General features: G+C 64.2%; 17 protein-coding genes. 8 read left to right on the forward strand and 9 right to left on the reverse strand.

Features of this window, described 5'->3' with window-relative positions:
- The first annotated feature begins 57 nt into the window (after positions 1–57).
- From MUO32_RS13865 to pncB, 6 genes are all read left to right on the forward strand, one after another.
- Entirely contained in the window at positions 58–360 is a 303-nt protein-coding gene (locus MUO32_RS13865) for a helix-turn-helix transcriptional regulator (RefSeq protein WP_257948899.1), read from the forward strand.
- A gap of 394 nt (positions 361–754) precedes the next feature.
- Positions 755–1786 carry an amino acid ABC transporter substrate-binding protein gene (locus MUO32_RS13870; RefSeq protein WP_257948900.1) on the forward strand — a complete coding sequence of 344 codons (1032 nt, stop codon included), beginning with the start codon at positions 755–757 and terminating at the stop codon, positions 1784–1786.
- Positions 1786–2985 carry an amino acid ABC transporter permease gene (locus tag MUO32_RS13875; RefSeq protein WP_257948901.1) on the forward strand — a complete coding sequence of 400 codons (1200 nt, stop codon included), beginning with the start codon at positions 1786–1788 and terminating at the stop codon, positions 2983–2985. The genes MUO32_RS13870 and MUO32_RS13875 overlap by 1 nt, the downstream gene beginning before the upstream one ends.
- The gene (locus MUO32_RS13880; RefSeq protein WP_257948903.1) at positions 2982–4037 is read left to right on the forward strand and encodes an amino acid ABC transporter permease; all 1056 of its coding nucleotides are present in this window, start codon (positions 2982–2984) and stop codon (positions 4035–4037) included. Before MUO32_RS13875 ends, MUO32_RS13880 begins: the two co-directional genes overlap by 4 nt.
- A 164-nt stretch (positions 4038–4201) precedes the next feature.
- Entirely contained in the window at positions 4202–5371 is a 1170-nt protein-coding gene (gene ssuD, locus MUO32_RS13885) for an FMNH2-dependent alkanesulfonate monooxygenase (protein ID WP_257948904.1), read from the forward strand.
- A 200-nt stretch (positions 5372–5571) separates the two neighbouring features.
- On the forward strand, positions 5572–6876 hold the full coding sequence (gene pncB / locus MUO32_RS13890) for a nicotinate phosphoribosyltransferase (RefSeq protein ID WP_257948905.1): 1305 nt from the start codon (positions 5572–5574) through the stop codon (positions 6874–6876).
- Here pncB and otsB read toward each other — a convergent pair.
- Positions 6873–7685: a trehalose-phosphatase gene (gene otsB, locus MUO32_RS13895; RefSeq protein WP_257948906.1), complete on the reverse strand. Its 813-nt coding sequence runs from the start codon at positions 7683–7685 to the stop codon at positions 6873–6875. The genes pncB and otsB overlap by 4 nt on opposite strands.
- A gap of 105 nt (positions 7686–7790) precedes the next feature.
- On the opposite strand from otsB, the gene MUO32_RS13900 reads away from it, so the two are divergent.
- The gene (locus tag MUO32_RS13900; RefSeq protein ID WP_257948907.1) at positions 7791–8882 is read left to right on the forward strand and encodes an ROK family protein; all 1092 of its coding nucleotides are present in this window, start codon (positions 7791–7793) and stop codon (positions 8880–8882) included.
- Between the two features lie 29 nt (positions 8883–8911).
- Here MUO32_RS13900 and MUO32_RS13905 read toward each other — a convergent pair whose 3' ends face one another.
- The 6 genes from MUO32_RS13905 to MUO32_RS13930 form a co-directional block, all read right to left on the reverse strand.
- Positions 8912–9145, reverse strand: coding sequence for a DUF2171 domain-containing protein (locus MUO32_RS13905; protein WP_257948908.1), 234 nt, complete (start codon positions 9143–9145; stop codon positions 8912–8914).
- A 76-nt stretch (positions 9146–9221) separates the two neighbouring features.
- Positions 9222–9974: an ABC transporter ATP-binding protein gene (locus MUO32_RS13910; RefSeq protein WP_257948909.1), complete on the reverse strand. Its 753-nt coding sequence runs from the start codon at positions 9972–9974 to the stop codon at positions 9222–9224.
- Positions 9971–10780: an ABC transporter ATP-binding protein gene (locus MUO32_RS13915; RefSeq protein WP_257948910.1), complete on the reverse strand. Its 810-nt coding sequence runs from the start codon at positions 10778–10780 to the stop codon at positions 9971–9973. Before MUO32_RS13915 ends, MUO32_RS13910 begins: the two co-directional genes overlap by 4 nt.
- On the reverse strand, positions 10777–11631 hold the full coding sequence (locus MUO32_RS13920; protein ID WP_257948912.1) for an ABC transporter permease: 855 nt from the start codon (positions 11629–11631) through the stop codon (positions 10777–10779). Before MUO32_RS13920 ends, MUO32_RS13915 begins: the two co-directional genes overlap by 4 nt.
- On the reverse strand, positions 11628–12578 hold the full coding sequence (locus MUO32_RS13925) for an ABC transporter permease (RefSeq protein ID WP_257949223.1): 951 nt from the start codon (positions 12576–12578) through the stop codon (positions 11628–11630). Before MUO32_RS13925 ends, MUO32_RS13920 begins: the two co-directional genes overlap by 4 nt.
- A gap of 96 nt (positions 12579–12674) precedes the next feature.
- Positions 12675–14177 carry an ABC transporter substrate-binding protein gene (locus MUO32_RS13930; RefSeq protein WP_257948913.1) on the reverse strand — a complete coding sequence of 501 codons (1503 nt, stop codon included), beginning with the start codon at positions 14175–14177 and terminating at the stop codon, positions 12675–12677.
- 192 nt (positions 14178–14369) lie between these two features.
- Here MUO32_RS13930 and MUO32_RS13935 point away from each other — a divergent pair, with 192 nt between their 5' ends.
- The gene (locus MUO32_RS13935) at positions 14370–15590 is read left to right on the forward strand and encodes a Xaa-Pro peptidase family protein (protein WP_257948914.1); all 1221 of its coding nucleotides are present in this window, start codon (positions 14370–14372) and stop codon (positions 15588–15590) included.
- A 5-nt stretch (positions 15591–15595) separates the two neighbouring features.
- Here the strand turns inward: MUO32_RS13935 and urtE are convergent, their stop codons facing one another.
- Positions 15596–16291, reverse strand: coding sequence for an urea ABC transporter ATP-binding subunit UrtE (urtE, locus tag MUO32_RS13940; RefSeq protein WP_257948915.1), 696 nt, complete (start codon positions 16289–16291; stop codon positions 15596–15598).
- A 4-nt stretch (positions 16292–16295) separates the two neighbouring features.
- On the reverse strand, positions 16296–17060 hold the full coding sequence (urtD, locus tag MUO32_RS13945; RefSeq protein ID WP_069061286.1) for an urea ABC transporter ATP-binding protein UrtD: 765 nt from the start codon (positions 17058–17060) through the stop codon (positions 16296–16298).
- Positions 17061–17065: the final 5 nt, after the last annotated feature.

Here is a 17065-nt window from a genome sequence, read left to right on the forward strand (position 1 = left end):
CCGGCAACGTTGACCCGCCGAATCCGTTGAAGCATAGTCCCGCAAAAGGAGACCTGCATGATTACTGGCTCTCAGTGCCGGGCAGCGCGAGCACTCGTCGAATACAGCCGGGAGCGTCTCGCAAAAGCCTCAGGCGTCGATATCGAGACGATTGCGCACTTCGAGCGCAAGCTCGGAAAACCCGATGACGGGGACATCGCCGCACTGCAGTCTTCGCTCGAGGTCGCGGGAGCCGTATTCCTGCCCGATGGAGATCGTGGCGGGATCGGCGTGCGGTTGAAATTCAACCGCTCCGAAACCCGGCGTATCGCGACATTGGAAGGCGAAGGCGGCGTCGTAGCGCACGATGACGTTCCGTAGGCTGTAGCGTATCGGCGCCACTCCGTTTCCATTTACGTTTACCACCCATACCCGTGCGGCACCCGGTCGGCCTGTCGCCGGCAATACCCGATAGGCGGTTGAACGCGACCTGCCGGCAAGGGTCTTCTCCAGATTAGAACAGTCTTCCTGAAAGCACGCCCCCGGCGCCAGCCCTCTCCGGCGTGCAATCGAGGCGTTGCGCCCCGGCCGTCTGGAATCCGCAGATCGAAACGGCGCCATCGCGGGGAAGCAATTTGCTTCGGAAACGCGCAAATTTGGATGTCGGTTTCTTAAATACAGTAATTTTATAGATAATATAAACATATCTTCCGATGCCTGGCGAAGCCGTCTTGCAGCGGAAGCTCAGTTCTTTTGAAAATGGGGACATTTCAATATGATAGTGCACAAGACCTTCCGGCGGGCCATCCAGTCGGCCGCGGCCGCCGCTTTCCTGGCAACCACCATGTTGTCAGGCCTCGCTCATGCCGGCCCGACGCTCGACAAGATCAACCAGCGCGGCGCCATCAAGGTCGGCGTCGGCACGACGCCCGGCTTCTTCGCGCCCAGCAGCGACGGCAAGTGGCAGGGCTTCTTCGTCGATTTCGGCCGCGCCCTGTCCATCGCCGTCTTCAACACGCCCGACAAGGTGGAATTCACCTCCTCCTCACCGCAGCAGCGTCTTCCGGCCCTCCAGAGCGGCGAGTTCGATATCCTGCTTTCAGGCGTGACGGTCACCGCGACCCGCGCCTTCAAGCTCGGCTTCCACTTCGGCCCGACGGTCTTCTATGACGGCCAGGGCATTCTCGTGCGCAAGGACCTCGGCGTGACCAAGGCCGCCGATCTCGACGGCGCGACCATCGGCGCGCAGAGCGGCACGACGGGCGAGTTGAACGTCGCGGACTTCTTCCGCAAGACGGGCAAGACCTTCACGCCCGTCACCATCGAGGACACCGGGCAGTTCATCGATGCGCTGGAATCCGGCCGCGTCGACGCGATCACGCAGGATTCGTCCGACCTCGTCGGCAAGCGCACCCAGCTGAAGAAGCCGGATGATTACGTGCTGCTGCCCGAGCGTCTTTCCAAGGAACCGCTCGCACCGGCGATTGCCGGCGGCGACGACCGCTGGCTGGAACTCGTTAACTGGACGGTGAACGCCACCATCCAGGCCGAGGAATGGGGCATCACCTCGGCGAATGTCGATGAGTTCCTGGAATCGGAAGACCCGGCCATCCAGCGTTTCCTCGGCGTCGATCCGTCCTTCGCCAAGGATCTCGGCCTCGATCCGAAATGGGCCTACAACATCATCAAGACCGTCGGCAATTACGGCGAGATCTATGACCGCAACCTCAAGCCGCTCGGCTGGGACCGTGGTTACAACAGCCTGTGGACCGATGGCGGCCTGCTCTATTCGCCGCCGTTCCGTTGATGTCTGACAGACGCGTGTTCCGCGCCGTCGTACCGGGTCCCCCACGACCCGGTACGTTTGGCAAGATCCGCGCCTGGTGGGGCGGCTGGCCGCTTGGCCAGCTCGCCTTTCTGGCCGTTCTTGCGCTTTTCGGCTGGCTGTTCGTCTCGAACGTGCTGGAAACCATGGCGCGCATCGGCATCCTGCCGGGTTTCGGCTTCCTCTCCAGTTCCGCCAATTTCGAAATCGGCGAAAGCGCCATCGCCTTTCGCGCGGGCGATACCTATCTGAGGGCAATCGCCGCCGGCCTCGTCAACACGCTGAAAGTCTCGCTGCTCGGCTGCGTGCTCGCCACCATCCTCGGCGTGGTCATCGGCGTCGCCGGCCTGTCGCGCAACCTGCTGCTTGCGGGCCTCGTGCGCTGGTTCATCGAGATCACGCGCAACACACCGCTTCTTCTGCAGCTCTTCTTCTGGATGGCGCTCGCCAAGGCCCTGCCCGCGCCACGCCAGGCGCCTGCCCTGTTCGAGACGGTCTTCCTCACCAATCGCGGCGTCTATATTCCTTCCTTGTCGCTCGAAGGCGGACCATTTGGTCTCCTCGCGGCCATCGCGCTTGCCGCAGCACTGGGCAGTGCCCTCCTTCTCCTGCTCCGTCTTGCCGGCCGTCTGACGCGCCGCTCCGGCACCGCGGCAATAACCCTTTCCCTGACGGCAATCCTGCTTCTGCTCGTTCTCTCCGGCACGCGCCCGATCGTACAGGCGCCAGCGCTGGCCGGCTTCAACATCCGCGGCGGGCTCAATCTCTCGCCGGAATTTGCCGCCCTCCTCACCGGCCTCGTGGTGAAATTTTCCGCCCTCATCGCCGAGATCGTGCGCGCCGGCATCCAGTCGGTCGGTACCGGCCAATGGGAGGCAGCGCGCGCACTCGGGCTGCATGACGGCCAGATCATCCGCCTCGTCGTGCTGCCGCAGGCGCTGCGCGTCATCACGCCGCTGACGACATCGAGCTATCTCGACCTCACCAAGGATTCGAGCCTGGCCGTGGCGATCGGGTTTCCGGACCTCGTCAGCATCATCAATACCACGGCCAACACGACCGGCCAGTCCATGGAGGCGCTGATCATCCTGATCGGCACGTTCCTCGCCATCAACCTTGCGCTTTCCGCGCTGATGAACCTCTACAACAACCGTGTCGCGATGCGGGGATCGACCCGATGACGACAGCCTCTCCCCGCCTGCTGACGACGCTGCGCACCGGGCTCTTCGGCACACGCGGCAACACGCTGATTACGGTCACGACACTGCTGCTGCTCTCGCAGATCCTGCCGCCGCTGTTCCGCTGGGTGGTGCTCGACGCCACGTTCACCGGCGATGCGACCGCCTGCACGCGCGACGGCGCCTGCTGGGCCTTCGTGACGGCGAAGCTGCGCTTCATCCTGTTCGCCTTCTATCCGTCGGAGCTGCTCTGGCGGCCGACACTGGTGATCCTGCTTCTCGCGGCGATCCTCACGGCCAGCGCCCTGCCACGCTTCTGGGGCCGTCCCCTGCTCATCGCCTGGCCGCTGACCATCCTCGCCTGCTGGCTTTTGATGCAGGGCGCCTTCACCGCAGCGCCGGTCCCCTCGAACCAGTGGGGCGGCCTGCCGGTCACGCTCTTCGTCTGGGCGGTCTGCTTTGCCGCGGCGACGCCGATCGCCGTGCTGCTGGCGCTTGCCCGCCGCTCGACGCTCGGCGGCCTCCGGACCTTCTCGGTGCTCTACATCGAACTGATGCGCGGCACGCCGATGGTCGGCATCCTCTATGTCGCCATGCTGATCCTGCCCATGGCGCTGCCGGATGCACTGTCGCTCGACAAGATGCTGCGCGCCATCATCATGATCACCCTGTTCTGGGCCGCCTATATCGCCGAGGTCATTCGCGCCGGCCTTCAGGCCATCCCCTCCGGCCAAAGAGAGGCGGCGACAGCACTCGGCCTCGGCTACTGGCGCATCCAGCAGCTGGTCATCCTGCCGCAGGCGTTCCGCATCGTCATTCCCGGCATGGTGAACCTCGCCATCGGCTTCCTACTCGCGACCTCGCTGCTTGCCGTCATCGGCATCTTCGACCTGCTCAACGCCGCGCGTGCCTCCGCCGCCGATCCGCAATGGCTCGGCTTCTACAACGAAGCCTATCTCGTCGTCGCCGTCGTCTATTTCGTCATCTGCTTCAGCGCGTCGCGCTACAGCCGCTGGCTGGAGAAGCGGCTCGCCTCCGGCGGAAAACGTCCATAGCCGTGAGGTTTATCCACGTCTCCACCGGCGATGAAAAATCCCATCCGCCGCCGCAGGAAGAAATATAATTCCTTACTGAAACCATAGAATTTATTATTCTGCCTTCGACCGGGCAGGCCGAAACCTGTCCTCTGATCGACAGCCCGCACGGCAGGATGACATTCATGACCCAAACCGACCAGCCTCTCGATTTCCTCTGGTTCATCCCCAGCTCCGGCGATGGTTCCTATCTCGGTTCCGACGATCTCTCCCGCCCGGCCGACCCCGGCTACTTCCGTGAGATCGCCGTCGCGGTCGACCGGCTCGGCTATTCGGGCGTGCTGATCCCGGTGGGCGCTGCCTGCGAGGAATCCTTCGTGCTGGCCGCAGATCTCGCCGCCCGCACGGAGCGGTTGAAATTCCTCGTGGCGATCCGCCCCGGCACCGCCACGCCGGCCTACTACGCCCGCCTCGCCGCGACGCTGGACCGCGTTTCGAACGGTCGCCTGCTGCTCAACATCGTGGTCGGCGGCAGCGCGCAGGAGCTTGCCGGCGATGGCATCTTCCTGCCGCATGACGAGCGCTACGACCACGCCTCGGAATTCTTCCAGGTGTTCAACGAACTGATCGAGACCGGCCACTCCACGCTCGACGGCAAGTACATCAAGGCCATCGACGCCAAGCTCGGCCTGCCGCCCGTGCAGCAACCGCGCCCGCCAATCTATTTCGGCGGCTCCTCGGACGCCGCCATCGATTTTGCTGGAGGCCTTGTCGACAAGTATCTGACCTGGGGCGAACCGCCGGCACAGGTGGCCGAAAAGATCGCGCATGCCCGCAAGGCAGCGGCGGCGAAGGGCCGGCAAGCCTCCTTCGGCATCCGCCTGCACCTGATCGTGCGCGAAACGGACGACGAGGCGTGGGAAGCCGCCGACCGGCTGATCTCGAAGCTCTCGGACGAAGCGATCGCATCGGCGCAGGAAGTGCTGACGAAGAACTCCGATTCCGTCGGCCAGGCGCGCATGGTGGCGCTGCACAACGGCCGGCGCGACAAGCTCGAAGTCTCGCCCAATCTCTGGGCCGGCATCGGCCTGGTGCGCTCGGGCGCCGGCACCGCACTTGTCGGCTCGCCGAAAACCGTCGCTGCGCGCCTTCGCGAATACCAGGCGCTGGGCATCGATACGGTCATCGCGTCGGGCTATCCGCATCTCGAAGAGGCCTATCGCGTCTCCGAACTGTTGTTCCCCGAGCTGGGTCTGCCCGGCCCGCACAACCAGCTCCGCTCCTCCTTCGGCGCCCACCAGGTCTTCGGCGGCGGCGGCCATGGCGGCAATGTCAAGCTCACCTCGGCGTCCTGACGCCACGTTCTCCGGGCCGTGAAAACGGCGAAACCGCTCGCGCTCCAGATCGGCGCGGGCGGTTTTTTTTCATGGGAGGATTTCTCCTGCGCCCCTCCCGCCCCGCCGATGTTGCGCTAAGGTGGCGCCGCAGGAATGGGAGACTCAAACATGCACACGGGAAATTCAGTCGCCGCGTCAATGGTTGAAGGGAGGGCAGCGTGACCGTCACCGATTTCGCAACCCGCACCTACGACCATAACTTCCGGCTGGACCCGATCGTGCGCAGCCTGCTCGATACGGATTTCTACAAGCTCCTGATGCTCCAGATGATCCGGCAGCTTCATCCGGACGTGAATGCGACCTTTTCCCTGATCAACCGCACGAAGAGCGTTCGGCTCGGCGAGATCATCGACGAGGGGGAACTGCGCGCCCAGCTCGACCATGCCCGAAGCCTGCGCTTCACCAAGAAGGAGCTGATCTGGCTCGCCGGCAATAGTTTTTACGGCAGGGCGCGCATGTTCGGCCCTGAATTCATCGCCTGGCTTACCGCCTTCCAGCTGCCCGATTACGAATTGCGCAAGGCCGACGGCCAGTACGAGCTGCATTTCTACGGCCCCTGGACGGATACGATGATGTGGGAGATCCCGGCGCTCACCATCATCAACGAGCTGAAATCCCGTGCCGCCATGCGCGACAAGGGGCGCTTCGCGCTCGATGTGCTCTACGCCCGCGCCAAGGCGCATCTCTGGGAAAAAGTGGAGCGGCTGCGGCTCCTGCCCGACCTTGTCATCTCGGATTTCGGCACGCGCCGCCGCCACAGCTTCCTCTGGCAGCGCTGGTGCGTCGAGGCGCTCAAGGAGGGGCTCGACGCGCGTTTCATCGGCACCTCCAACGTGCTGCTCGCCATGGATGCCGATCTCGAAGCCATCGGCACCAATGCGCACGAGCTGCCGATGGTCGCCGCGGCCCTTGCCGAGGACGACGCGGCCCTTGCCCGAGCCCCCTATCAGGTGCTCGAGGAATGGCGGCAACATTACAACGGCAACCTGCTCATCGCCCTGCCCGATGCCTTCGGCACCACGGCTTTCCTCGCCAAGGCGCCGGACTGGGTGGCGGACTGGACCGGTTTTCGCCCGGACAGCGCGCCGCCGATCGAGGGTGGCGAGCAGATCATCCGCTGGTGGAAGGAAAAAGGCCGCGATCCCCGCGAAAAGCTGCTGATCTTCTCCGACGGCATGGATGTCGATACGATCGAGGAAACCTACCGGCATTTTCACGGCCGCGTGCGCATGAGCTTCGGCTGGGGCACCAACCTGACCAACGACTTCCGCGGCTGCGATCCCGATGGCGGCAACGGGCTAGACCCGATCTCGCTGGTCTGCAAGGTGACGAGCGCCAACTGCCGCCCGGCGGTCAAGCTGTCGGACAATCCGCTGAAGGCGACGGGCGATCCCGCCGAAATAGAACGCTATCGCCGCGTCTTCGGAACGGATGTGCAGGAGGCACGCCCGGTGGAGGTTTAGGATGGAGGGACAGCCCGTCCCTCGCCTGCAGCGGCAATGGTCGAGAGCGCGGAGCGGATCGCCGAGGGCGAAGAGGCTTTCGCCAGCGCGCAGGTGGGCGTCGAAAGCGAGCCGACCCGGATCGACCGCCCGCCACGTGCATTGGCGAGCGCGAACATGGTCTCATCGGTAAGGTCGTCGCCAACGGCGATGGGCAGGCGCCCGGAAAAGGCCGGCTGCTCCAGATAGGTCGCCACGGCATCGCCCTTGTCGGCGCGCGCGGGGCGGATTTCGAACACCATCTTGCCCGGCTGTAACACCCAGTCCGGCCCCGCCTCATCGGCGAAGACCTGCATGATGCCTTCCAGCGCCGTGTCGAAGGCTGGCGCCAGCCGGTAGTGCGCAGCTACGGCCGCCCCCTTGTCCTCGATCAGCACCCCCTCCATCCACGCCGTCTGCTCGACCAGGCGCTGCTTGAGCGAAACGAAGGCCGGCGTGGCCACGGCAACGGCCGTCTCGCCGTCGGCACCCCGGAATTCCGCCCCGTGCAGCCCGGCAATCGGGAAGCGACAGGGTGAGAAGAGAGCATCCGCATAGGGCAGACTGCGCCCCGTCACCAGCGCGAGTGCGCCCTTGAGACGGTGGGCGACGGCCTGCAGGTCGCCTGAAAGCGACAGCGGCACCTGGATGGCATCGGGCGTCGCGGCGAGGTCGAGAAGTGTGCCGTCGATATCGAGAAACAGCGCCCAGCGATCCGGCTCGTCGATCAGGCGGCGCACCAGATGGCGGGTGGCGGCGTCCGTCGGCCGCAGTTTTTCCAGCTCGTCCATGACCTTGCAAGTAGATCGCGAGGCCGAGCCGACAAGGTCGCGCAGGAACAAGTTTTCACGCGCCGCATTGTGTCTTCGCCACGCAATCGCAGCAAGGGAGTAGCAATGGGCAATCGGAAAGCACCACGGACCGCGGACAACGACGCCCCCGTCACCCATGGAGCGGACGACCTGCCGATGGTCGCGGTTTCCAGCTACAATCTCGAACTGCGAAACAAGCAGGGGTTCATCGGTGATCGTGCCAACAAGTCCGCCTTTCGCGATGCGCTCGACACATGGCGAAAGCGCATCCGCAAGGGTGGCGACGATCCGCTGGGCGATGTTCCGACCGACGCGCTTTCCAAGAGGGACATCGATGCCCTGCTGAAGGAAGAGGACACGGAAGCGGCGGCTCTGGTGCGCGCCGCTGTGGACGATTTTGCGGTCGAGCTTGCCGAGGTCCTGATGCGCTACCTGAAGGAGGATGCCTGGAAGGAAACGGAACGGATCGCCGTCGGCGGCGGTTTCAAGGACAGCAAGACCGGCCTGATGGCGATCGCCCGCGCCCAGTTGCTGCTGAAAGCCGAAGGGGTGAAGGTTCGACTATCGCCCATCGCCCACCATCCGGATGAAGCGGGTCTCATCGGTGCCGTTCACCTCATCCCCTCCTGGATGCTGAAAGGGCACGATGCGATCCTTGCCGTGGATATCGGCGGCACGAACATCCGCGCCGGCGTCGTCAAGCTGAACCTTGATGACGACACGAATTTCGGCAAGGCCAAGGTCTGGAAATCGGAGCTTTGGCGTCATGCGGACGATGAGCCCAAACGCACCGCCACCATCGAATATCTCATACGCATGATCGAGGGTCTGATCGGCAAGGCGAACAAAGCCAAGCTGGCGCTCGCTCCCGTCATCGGCATCGGCTGCCCGGGCATCATCGCCGCCGACGGATCGATTGCGCGCGGCGGCCAGAACCTGCCGGGCGGCAATTGGGAAAGCACCCATTTCAACCTGCCGGAGGCACTGCGCAAGGAGATCCCCCGCATCGACGACCAGCCGACCTTCGTAATCATGCACAACGATGCCGTGGTGCAAGGCCTGTCGGAGGTTCCGCGCATGAGAGACGCCAAGGCATGGGCCGCCGTTACGATCGGAACGGGCCTCGGCAATGTCAGCTTCATCAGCAAGACCGACCAAAATCCAAAGCCGAAATGAAAAAGCCGCCCTCGGGCGGCTTCTTCCGGTCAGTTCAGGGTGGACCATTCCCGGCGCACCGTGTCCGCATCCTTGTTCAGATGCACATGGACGTCGACGTGATCGACCCAATCGAGCGGAATAAGATGGTGCTTGCCGTCCTCGGAATCGGTCCGGGTCAGCTTGATGCGGCTCTCGCCCTCCAGGTGGTCGACCGTGCCGACGTGACCGCCATCGGCGGCGCGTACTTCCATATGTTCGCGGATTTCATGTGCAGCGACCATTGTCGTTCTCCTTTGGTGAACTTGCCGCAGAAGAACGACAAACCCCGCCCACGGTTCCGCGCGACTTTGTCTGGCGTCAGGCGCGTTGCGGCATGCGCGGCGTGCTGGCAAGCAGCCTTTGCGTATAGGGATGGGCCGGTCGGGCGAGAATATCGCGCGTTGCGCCCTGCTCGACGATCCTGCCCTGCTCCAGCACCGCCAGCCGGTCGCAAAGCAGCGCCACCAGCGCGATATCGTGCGAGACGACGATGAAGGTCATGCGTGAGGAAAGACTGCGCATCAGGTCGATGATTCGGGTGCGCGTGGTGAGGTCGAGCGCGCTCACCACCTCGTCGGCAATCACGAGATCGGGTTTGGCGACGATGGCCCGGGCAATCGCGATGCGCTGGCGCTGGCCGCCGGAGAATTCGTGCGGATAACGGCTCGCCGCATCGGCCGGCAGATCGACATCGGCGAGCGCCCCGGCGACCGCACCGACAACATCCGTCTCGATCTTCAGGGAGCGCAGCGGCTCCGCGATGATGTCGAAGACGCGCTGGCGCGGATCGAGCGAGGAGTAGGGATCCTGAAAGACCGCCTGAACGCTGCGGCGAAAACCACGCATGAAGGCCCGGTCGCGCGGCTCCAGCGTCTCGCCGCGAAACGAGACCGTGCCTGTGGAGACGCGTTCGAGCCCGAGCAGCAGCTTCAGGAGCGTCGTCTTGCCCGAGCCGGATTCCCCGACGATCCCGAGATTGCTGCCAGCAGCAACCGCGAGGTCGATATCGTGCAGCACGCACTTTCCTCCGCCATAGGCGAAGGAAACGCCGGAGAGGTCGAGAAGCGTCATGGTGCGATCTCCAGGGCGGCATCGAAGGCCCGCGCGGCGGCAACGAGACCTTCAGTATAGGAATGGGCGGGGTGATCGAAGAGCGTGCCGACCGGCCCCGTCTCGATCAGTTCGCCATGGCGCATCACCAGCGCCCGCTCCGCGATGGTCGCGACGACCGGCAGATCATGGCTGATGAAGAGAAGGCCCATGCCCTCGTCGGACACCAGCCCCTGCAGCAGCTTCAGGATTTCGGCCTGCGTGGTGACGTCGAGCGCCGTCGTCGGCTCGTCTGCGATCAGGAGTTTCGGCCGGCAGGCGAGCGCCATGGCAATCGCCGCGCGCTGGCGCTGGCCACCGGAGATCGCATGGGGAAAGGCCCGCATGATGCGTTCGGGTTCCGGCAGCGCGACACGCTCCAAAAGGGCGAGGACACTCGCCCGCACCTGCGTTGTGCCAGGTTTGTGGCCGTCACGACGGGCACGGCGGCGCACCACCTCGCCCACCTGATCGCCGATCCGCATCAGGGGGTCGAGCGCGGTCATCGGCTCCTGGAAAACGGCGGCGACGCTCACCCCACGCAGCGGCACGAGATCGCGGTCGCGCGCGCCGATCACCTGATGGCCGTCGAGGAATATCGAGCCGCCGGTGCGCATGGTTTCCGGCAGAAGGCCGAGCACGGCAAGCGCCGTCAGCGACTTGCCCGAACCGGATTCGCCGATGAGGCCCACCCGCTCACCTGCGGCAATCGAGAAGGAAACGCCCGAGACGAGCGTACGCCCGGCCGCGCGGATGTCGAGATTTTCGACGGACAGCAAGGGGCTCACCGGCTTCTCCTCTTGGTCGGATCGGCAACCTCGCGCAGGCCGTCTGCGAAGAGATTGAGGCCGATGACGAGCGAGACCAGCGCCAGGCCGGGCGCGATGGCGCCGAAGGGCGCCGTATAGACGGAGGCCTGCGCCTCCTGCAGCAGCCGTCCCCAGGAGGCATTCGGCGGCGGCGCACCGAGGCCAAGATAGGAGAGCGACGCCTCGGCGATGACCGCCAGCCCGAATTGCAGGGCGAAACTGACGATCAGCGTCGGCCAGATATTGGGCAGCACATGGATGCGCACGATGCCCGGCCAGGACGTGCCGGAAATGCGCGCCGCCGTGATGTAGTCCATCGCAAGGATACGCTTGGCGAGGATGCGCGTCAGCCGTGCGACGATGGCCGAGCCGGCGATGCCGATGGCAAGGATCGCCGTCCAGAGGCTCGCGCCGCTGGATGCGACGATCAGCATGGCGAGCAGCAGCGTCGGAAAGGCGATGAGGATATCGAGGGCCGCAGCCAGCACGTCGTCGAGCGTGCGCGTGGCGAAGGCAGCGAACACGCCGATCGCGACACCGAGCAGCGCGCCGAGCGCCACCGCCCCGCAGCCGACGACGAGGGCGATGCGCGAGCCGATCATGATCTGGGTCATCAGATCGCGGCCGAGCCGGTCCGTGCCCGCCCAATGGGCGAGCGATGGACCTTCGAGCCGCCCGCCGACCATGTCGCCGACGCCATAGGGCGTCCAGACGAGCGAAAGAAGTGCCACGGCGACATGCAGGCCCACCAGCAGGCCGCCGACCGCGAGTGGCCAGGGAATGACGGGTTTTTGCGGCACGCGCGTGCCGGCTGTATCCGGCGCGCTCATGCACCACCTCCCGCGAGACGGCCGCGCAGGCGCGGGTCGATGAGGCGCTGGATGATATCGGCGGCAAAGCCGACCAGCAGCACCAGCAGGGTCGAGACGAAGAGCACGCCCTGCACATTGGGATAGTCGCGCTGCTCGATGCCGAGAAGCAACATGGAGCCGAGGCCCGGCAGCGCAAAGACCCGCTCCACCACGACAGCGCCGAGCAGCGTGGAGGCAAGCTCGATGCCGAGCACGGAGATCACCGGCACCGCGCCGTTGCGGATGCCATGGCGGACCAGCGCCTCGGAGAAGGTGGCGCCGAGCGCGCGGGCGGTGCGCAGGTAATCGCTGCCAAGCACATCCTGCGTCGCCGAACGCACGTAGCGGATCAGCGAGGCGGACATGACGATGGCGATGGTCACGACCGGCAAAACCAGCGCCTGCAAGGCCGCACCCGCCGATTGCCAGCCGCGCGATGGAAAACCGCCGGAGGGAAAGAGCCGGAGATTGACCGCGAAGACGGTGACGAGAAGGATGCCGATCCAGAACACCGGCACCGCGATGCCGAGCTGCGAGACGATGGAGATCAACCCGCCATACCAGCGGTTCTGGCGCACGACCGAGAGAATGCCGAGCGGCACCGCAAGACAAACGGCGACGAGGAAGGCAAGCAGGGTCAGCGGCACCGTGACGATGAGGCGCTTGCCGATCTCCTCAAGAACAGGCGCATCGGAAACAAAGGAATTGCCGAGGTCGAAGCGCGCAAGGCTGCCGGCGAAACGCAGAAACTGTTCGTAGAGCGGCAGGTCCGAGCCCACCTGCTTGCGCGCCGCCTCGATCTGCGCCGCATCGGCACCGACGGAAACCAGCGCATTGGCAGGGTCGCCCGGCAGAAGACGCAGCAGCACGAACAGGATGACGGCGGCGATGACGACCGACAGCGCCAGAATGACGGATCGGCGGATTATGTAGGAAAATATGGGTGTTACCTCTCACGCGCAAACGCCGCCCGAAGATAGTTCAGGCGGCGTTTCCTGTCGAGCGTGTCTCTTCGAGTGCGCTTACTCGGCCTTGGTGATGCCGTAGGCGAAGAACTGCGAGTTGAGGCCGTTCACCGGATAGCCGCCGACCGTTGCCTTCGACACGACGATCTGCGGGTAGAGATAGAACCAGTTGCTGGCCGCATCCTCCGCGATGAGCGTGTTGGCTTCCTTCAGCTTCTCGGTCTGTTCGGCTTCCGTGGCACTGGCTTCGGCCTGCTTGATCAGATCGACGACCTTCGGGTTGTTGTAGCCCCAGTAGAAGTCCGGATTACCGTAGAAGACGATGTCGCGGTGGTTGACATGCTCCTGCAGGGTCGCCTGGAAGTCATGCGCCTTGTAGATCTTCGTGTACCACTCGTTGGCGGTGATGACGTTGATCTCGACCTTCACGCCGATCTTGGCCAGTTCGCTCTGGATGAACTGCGCGGCGATCGGGTGCGGATCGTAGTTCGGGGTGTCGATGGTGAAGGTGAAACCGTCGGGATAGCCGGCTTCCTTCAGCAGCGCCTTGGCGCTTTCCGGGTCGTAGGCGTCAGTCTTCGTCAGATCGGCATACCAGGCGTCCGTCGGCGGCACGAAGGAGCCGATCAGCGTGCCGTAGTCGCCCCAGACGGCCTTCAGCAGCTTCTCGTCGTCGATGGCACGGGCCAGCGCCTTGCGGACCTTCACATTGTCGAAGGGCGCGACGCGGTCGTTATAGGCGAGCAGCAGCTTCGTCGTCGACTTGCCTTCGCTGACGGTGAATTCCGGGTTGTCCTTGAACTGCGCCAGCGAATCCGGGCTCTGCACGGAGGTGATGATGTCGACCGAACCAGTCAGAAGCGCATTGTTGAGCGCCGTCGCCTCGGTGAAGTACTGGAAGACCACTTCGCCGTTCTTCGGCTTGTCGCCCCAGTATTTGTCGAAACGGGCAATGGCCAGCGACGAGCCGCGGCGCCATTCCTGCAGCGCATAGGGGCCGGTGCCGTCTTCCTTCGCCTGGAAATCCGTCGCCTCGTCGTTGGCGATCCAGACGTAGCTCAGATTGTAGGGCAGCGAGATGGAACGGGAGGCGAGCTTCACGACGACGGTCGCGTCATCGGGCGTCTCGATGCCGGCGATCGACTTCAGGCTGTTCTTGCGCGAGCTCTTCGAGGCTTCGGCCGTCACGCGCTCGATGGAGAATTTCACGTCCTTGGAGGTGAGCGGCGCGCCGGAATGGAAGGTGACGCCCGGCTGCAGCGTGAACGTATAGGTGAGGCCGTCCTCGCTGACCTTGGTGTCCTTGGCGAGAACCGGCTCGACCGTGCCCGCATCCGTCAGGCGGAACAGCGCTTCATAGACATTGCCGTTAAAGGCTTCGTTGATGCCCTGTCCGGCGCCGGCCGTGTTGTCGAGGTTCTGCGGCTCATAGAGCGAACCGATATTGACCGTTGCGTCCGGATTGGCTTCCTGGGCAAGCGCGGGGCCGAAGACACCGGCGGCAAGGACAGCTGCGAGCGCCGTCGTCAGCACCCGGTTGCGGGTTTTGGAACCGCTCATTTCATTCTCCTGTTGCGAGATCGCCGTCTGCCGGCGTTCTGGTGGCGATTGTAGTTATCCTTGCGGAAGCATGATATCCGCGTCCACTCCAATTTGCGGAAATTAAAGGGAATTGTCTTTCAACGAAGGTCAAATCCATGGATAGTTTTCGCGCCTGCGAAGCGGGCGACAGCGGAAAGAAGCGAGGACGGAATGAGCGACATCGATCGCAAGAGGGCGGAAAAGCTGCTGGCGGCCGAAGGCCTGGACGGAATGGTTCTCTTCCGGCCGGAGGCCTTTCGCTACGCGACCGGCCTTGCCGCGGGTGTCGCGACCATGTGGGGACGCGCGGGCTCGGCCATCGCACTCGTTCCGGCCAACGCGGGCGCGCCGCTTGCCGCCATCATGAGCGATCACGCCGCAGGCAGCGCCCGCCCCATCGATATCCGCACCCACCGTATCTGGATCGACGGCGTCACCGTGACGAACGCAGCCTCGATTGCCGATGTCGATGCAGCCTATCGCGCCAGCGGCAATATCGGTCCGCGGCCGGAAACCTTCGACCAGGACGCCTGCTTCCGTCTGCTTGCCGACCTCCTTGCGGAACGCAACCTCTCCCGCGCCACGCTCGGCGTCGACCTCGATTTCATGCCGGCAGCCGATTTCGCTCGTCTCAAAAGCCTCATCCCTGAAGTCGACTGGCGCGATGCCTCCGACGTGCTGCGGCGGCTGCGGCTCATCAAGAATACACGCGAAATCGAACGGCTGCGCCGGGCCACGACTTGCGCCGAGGCCGGATTGGCAAGCCTCGCCCATGCCGCCCAGCCGGGCCTGCGCGCCGCCGATCTCTCCGCCGCCTGGCTCGCCGGCGCGCGCGCGGAAGCTATCCGCAACGGCCATGGCCTGTCTGGCCATTGGGATTACATTTCCATCGGCGCGGACCTGCAGAATGCCGGAGCCATGCTCGGCGATGGCGACCTCATCAAGGCGGATGTCGGTACGCTGGTCGATGGCTATTCCTCGGACGGCGCGCGCACGTTCGTCTGGGGCAAGCCCTCACCGCTTGCCGCCGATATCTACAAGGCGTTGCTGGAAACCTTCATGGCCGGCGTCGAGACGCTACGGCCTGGCCGACGCTTCGGCGACGTGCATGAAACCATGCTCGCGACCATGCGCCGGCATGGTTTCAAGGAATATTACCGGGGTCATTTCGGCCATTCCGTGGGTGCGGCCGCCGGTATCGAGGAGTGGCCCTTCCTTTCGCATGGCAACGACATCGTCATCGAGCCGGACATGGTGCTGGCGCTGGAAGCGCCCTTCTATGCCAATGGCATCGGCGCACTGATGATCGAGGAACAGTTCCTCATCTCGCCCGACGGGGCGCAGAGCATGAACCGGCTGCCACGAGAGCTGATATCGCTCGGAACCATCTGACGGCCTCAAACCGTCAGATGCCGGCGCGCCTCCTCGGTATCCAGCGTTTCGGCGGCCCCCTCATGCACGATCTCGCCACGATCCATGATGTAGACGTGGTCGGCCAGCTCGCGGCAGAAATCGAGATATTGCTCGACGAGCAGGATGGCCATGCCCGTTGTATCCCGCAGATAGCGGATCGCGCGGCCGATATCCTTGATGATCGACGGCTGGATGCCCTCGGTCGGTTCATCGAGCACGAGGATTTTCGGCCGCGTCACCAGCGCCCGACCGATTGCCAACTGTTGCTGCTGGCCACCCGAGAGGTCACCGCCGCGCCGCCCCAGCATGGATTGCAGCACCGGGAACAGGCTGAAGATCTCGTTCGGAATGAAGCGGTCCGACCGCCTCACCGGAGCGTAACCGGATTCAAGATTTTCCTTCACCGTCAGCAGCGGAAAGATCTCGCGCCCTTGCGGTACATAACCGATGCCCTGCTTGGCGCGATTATAGGGTGCCATGCCGTCGAGCTTGACATCGTTGAAGGCGACGCTGCCGGAGGAGAGCGGATGCTGGCCGGTAATCGCCCGCAGCAGGCTCGACTTGCCGACCCCGTTGCGGCCGAGCACGCAGGTGATCTTGCCCATCTCGGCATTCAGCGAGATGCCGCGCAGCGCCTGTGCGGCACCGTAGTGAAGATTGACGTTTTCGACGGTCAGCATGGCCTCATCTCCCCAGATAGTTCTCGATGACCTTCTGGTCGGCGCTGACGAAATCAATCGAGCCTTCTGCCAGAACAGAGCCTTCGGCAAGGCACGTCACCTTCACGCCGAGATCGCGGATGAAGCCCATGTCATGCTCGACGACGACCACCGAGCGGGTTTTTGCGATTTCCTTCAGCAGGATCGCCGTTTCCGCCGTCTCCGCATCGGTCATGCCGGCGACGGGCTCGTCCACCAGAAGCAGTTCCGGCTCCTGCGCCAGCAGCATGCCGATCTCCAGCCATTGTTTCTGGCCGTGGCTGAGATTGGCGGCAAAATCGTCCTTGCGGTTGGCGAGGCGCACCGTCGAGAGGATTTCCTCGATGCGCGCCTTGTCCTCGGCGGTGAGGCGATAGAACAGCGTGGAGAAGACGCCGCGGTTGCGGTTGAGGGCCAGTTCCAGATTGTCCCAGACCGTATGGCTCTCGAAGACCGTCGGCTTCTGGAACTTGCGGCCGATGCCGAGCTGGGCGATTTCGGCCTCGTCCTTCTGGGTGAGATCGATCGTACCCTTGAAGAAGACCTCGCCAGAATCCGGCCGCGTCTTGCCGGTGATGATATCCATCATCGTCGTCTTGCCGGCACCGTTCGGGCCGATGATCGCGCGCAGTTCGCCGGGCTCGATGACGAAGGACAGCGAATTCAAAGCCTTGAAACCATCAAAGGAGACGGAGACGCCGTCGAGGTAGAGGATGCTGTTCGGTTTTGTGTTGCCAACGAGGGTGTTCATGCCGG

It is taken from the genome of Shinella sp. CPCC 101442 (assembly GCF_024704725.1).
Taxonomy (GTDB): Bacteria; Pseudomonadota; Alphaproteobacteria; order Rhizobiales; family Rhizobiaceae; genus Shinella.

Coding starts and splice junctions, on each gene's coding strand:
- urtE (WP_257948915.1), bottom strand. CDS start 16,291: ATGCTGACCGTCGAAAACGTCAATCTTCACTACGGTGCCGCACAGGCG.
- ssuD (WP_257948904.1), top strand. CDS start 4,202: ATGACCCAAACCGACCAGCCTCTCGATTTCCTCTGGTTCATCCCCAGC.
- MUO32_RS13880 (WP_257948903.1), top strand. CDS start 2,982: ATGACGACAGCCTCTCCCCGCCTGCTGACGACGCTGCGCACCGGGCTC.
- MUO32_RS13875 (WP_257948901.1), top strand. CDS start 1,786: ATGTCTGACAGACGCGTGTTCCGCGCCGTCGTACCGGGTCCCCCACGA.
- MUO32_RS13870 (WP_257948900.1), top strand. CDS start 755: ATGATAGTGCACAAGACCTTCCGGCGGGCCATCCAGTCGGCCGCGGCC.
- MUO32_RS13865 (WP_257948899.1), top strand. CDS start 58: ATGATTACTGGCTCTCAGTGCCGGGCAGCGCGAGCACTCGTCGAATAC.
- MUO32_RS13920 (WP_257948912.1), bottom strand. CDS start 11,631: ATGAGCGCGCCGGATACAGCCGGCACGCGCGTGCCGCAAAAACCCGTC.
- otsB (WP_257948906.1), bottom strand. CDS start 7,685: ATGGACGAGCTGGAAAAACTGCGGCCGACGGACGCCGCCACCCGCCAT.
- MUO32_RS13905 (WP_257948908.1), bottom strand. CDS start 9,145: ATGGTCGCTGCACATGAAATCCGCGAACATATGGAAGTACGCGCCGCC.
- urtD (WP_069061286.1), bottom strand. CDS start 17,060: ATGAACACCCTCGTTGGCAACACAAAACCGAACAGCATCCTCTACCTC.
- MUO32_RS13900 (WP_257948907.1), top strand. CDS start 7,791: ATGGGCAATCGGAAAGCACCACGGACCGCGGACAACGACGCCCCCGTC.
- MUO32_RS13930 (WP_257948913.1), bottom strand. CDS start 14,177: ATGAGCGGTTCCAAAACCCGCAACCGGGTGCTGACGACGGCGCTCGCA.
- MUO32_RS13935 (WP_257948914.1), top strand. CDS start 14,370: ATGAGCGACATCGATCGCAAGAGGGCGGAAAAGCTGCTGGCGGCCGAA.
- MUO32_RS13910 (WP_257948909.1), bottom strand. CDS start 9,974: ATGACGCTTCTCGACCTCTCCGGCGTTTCCTTCGCCTATGGCGGAGGA.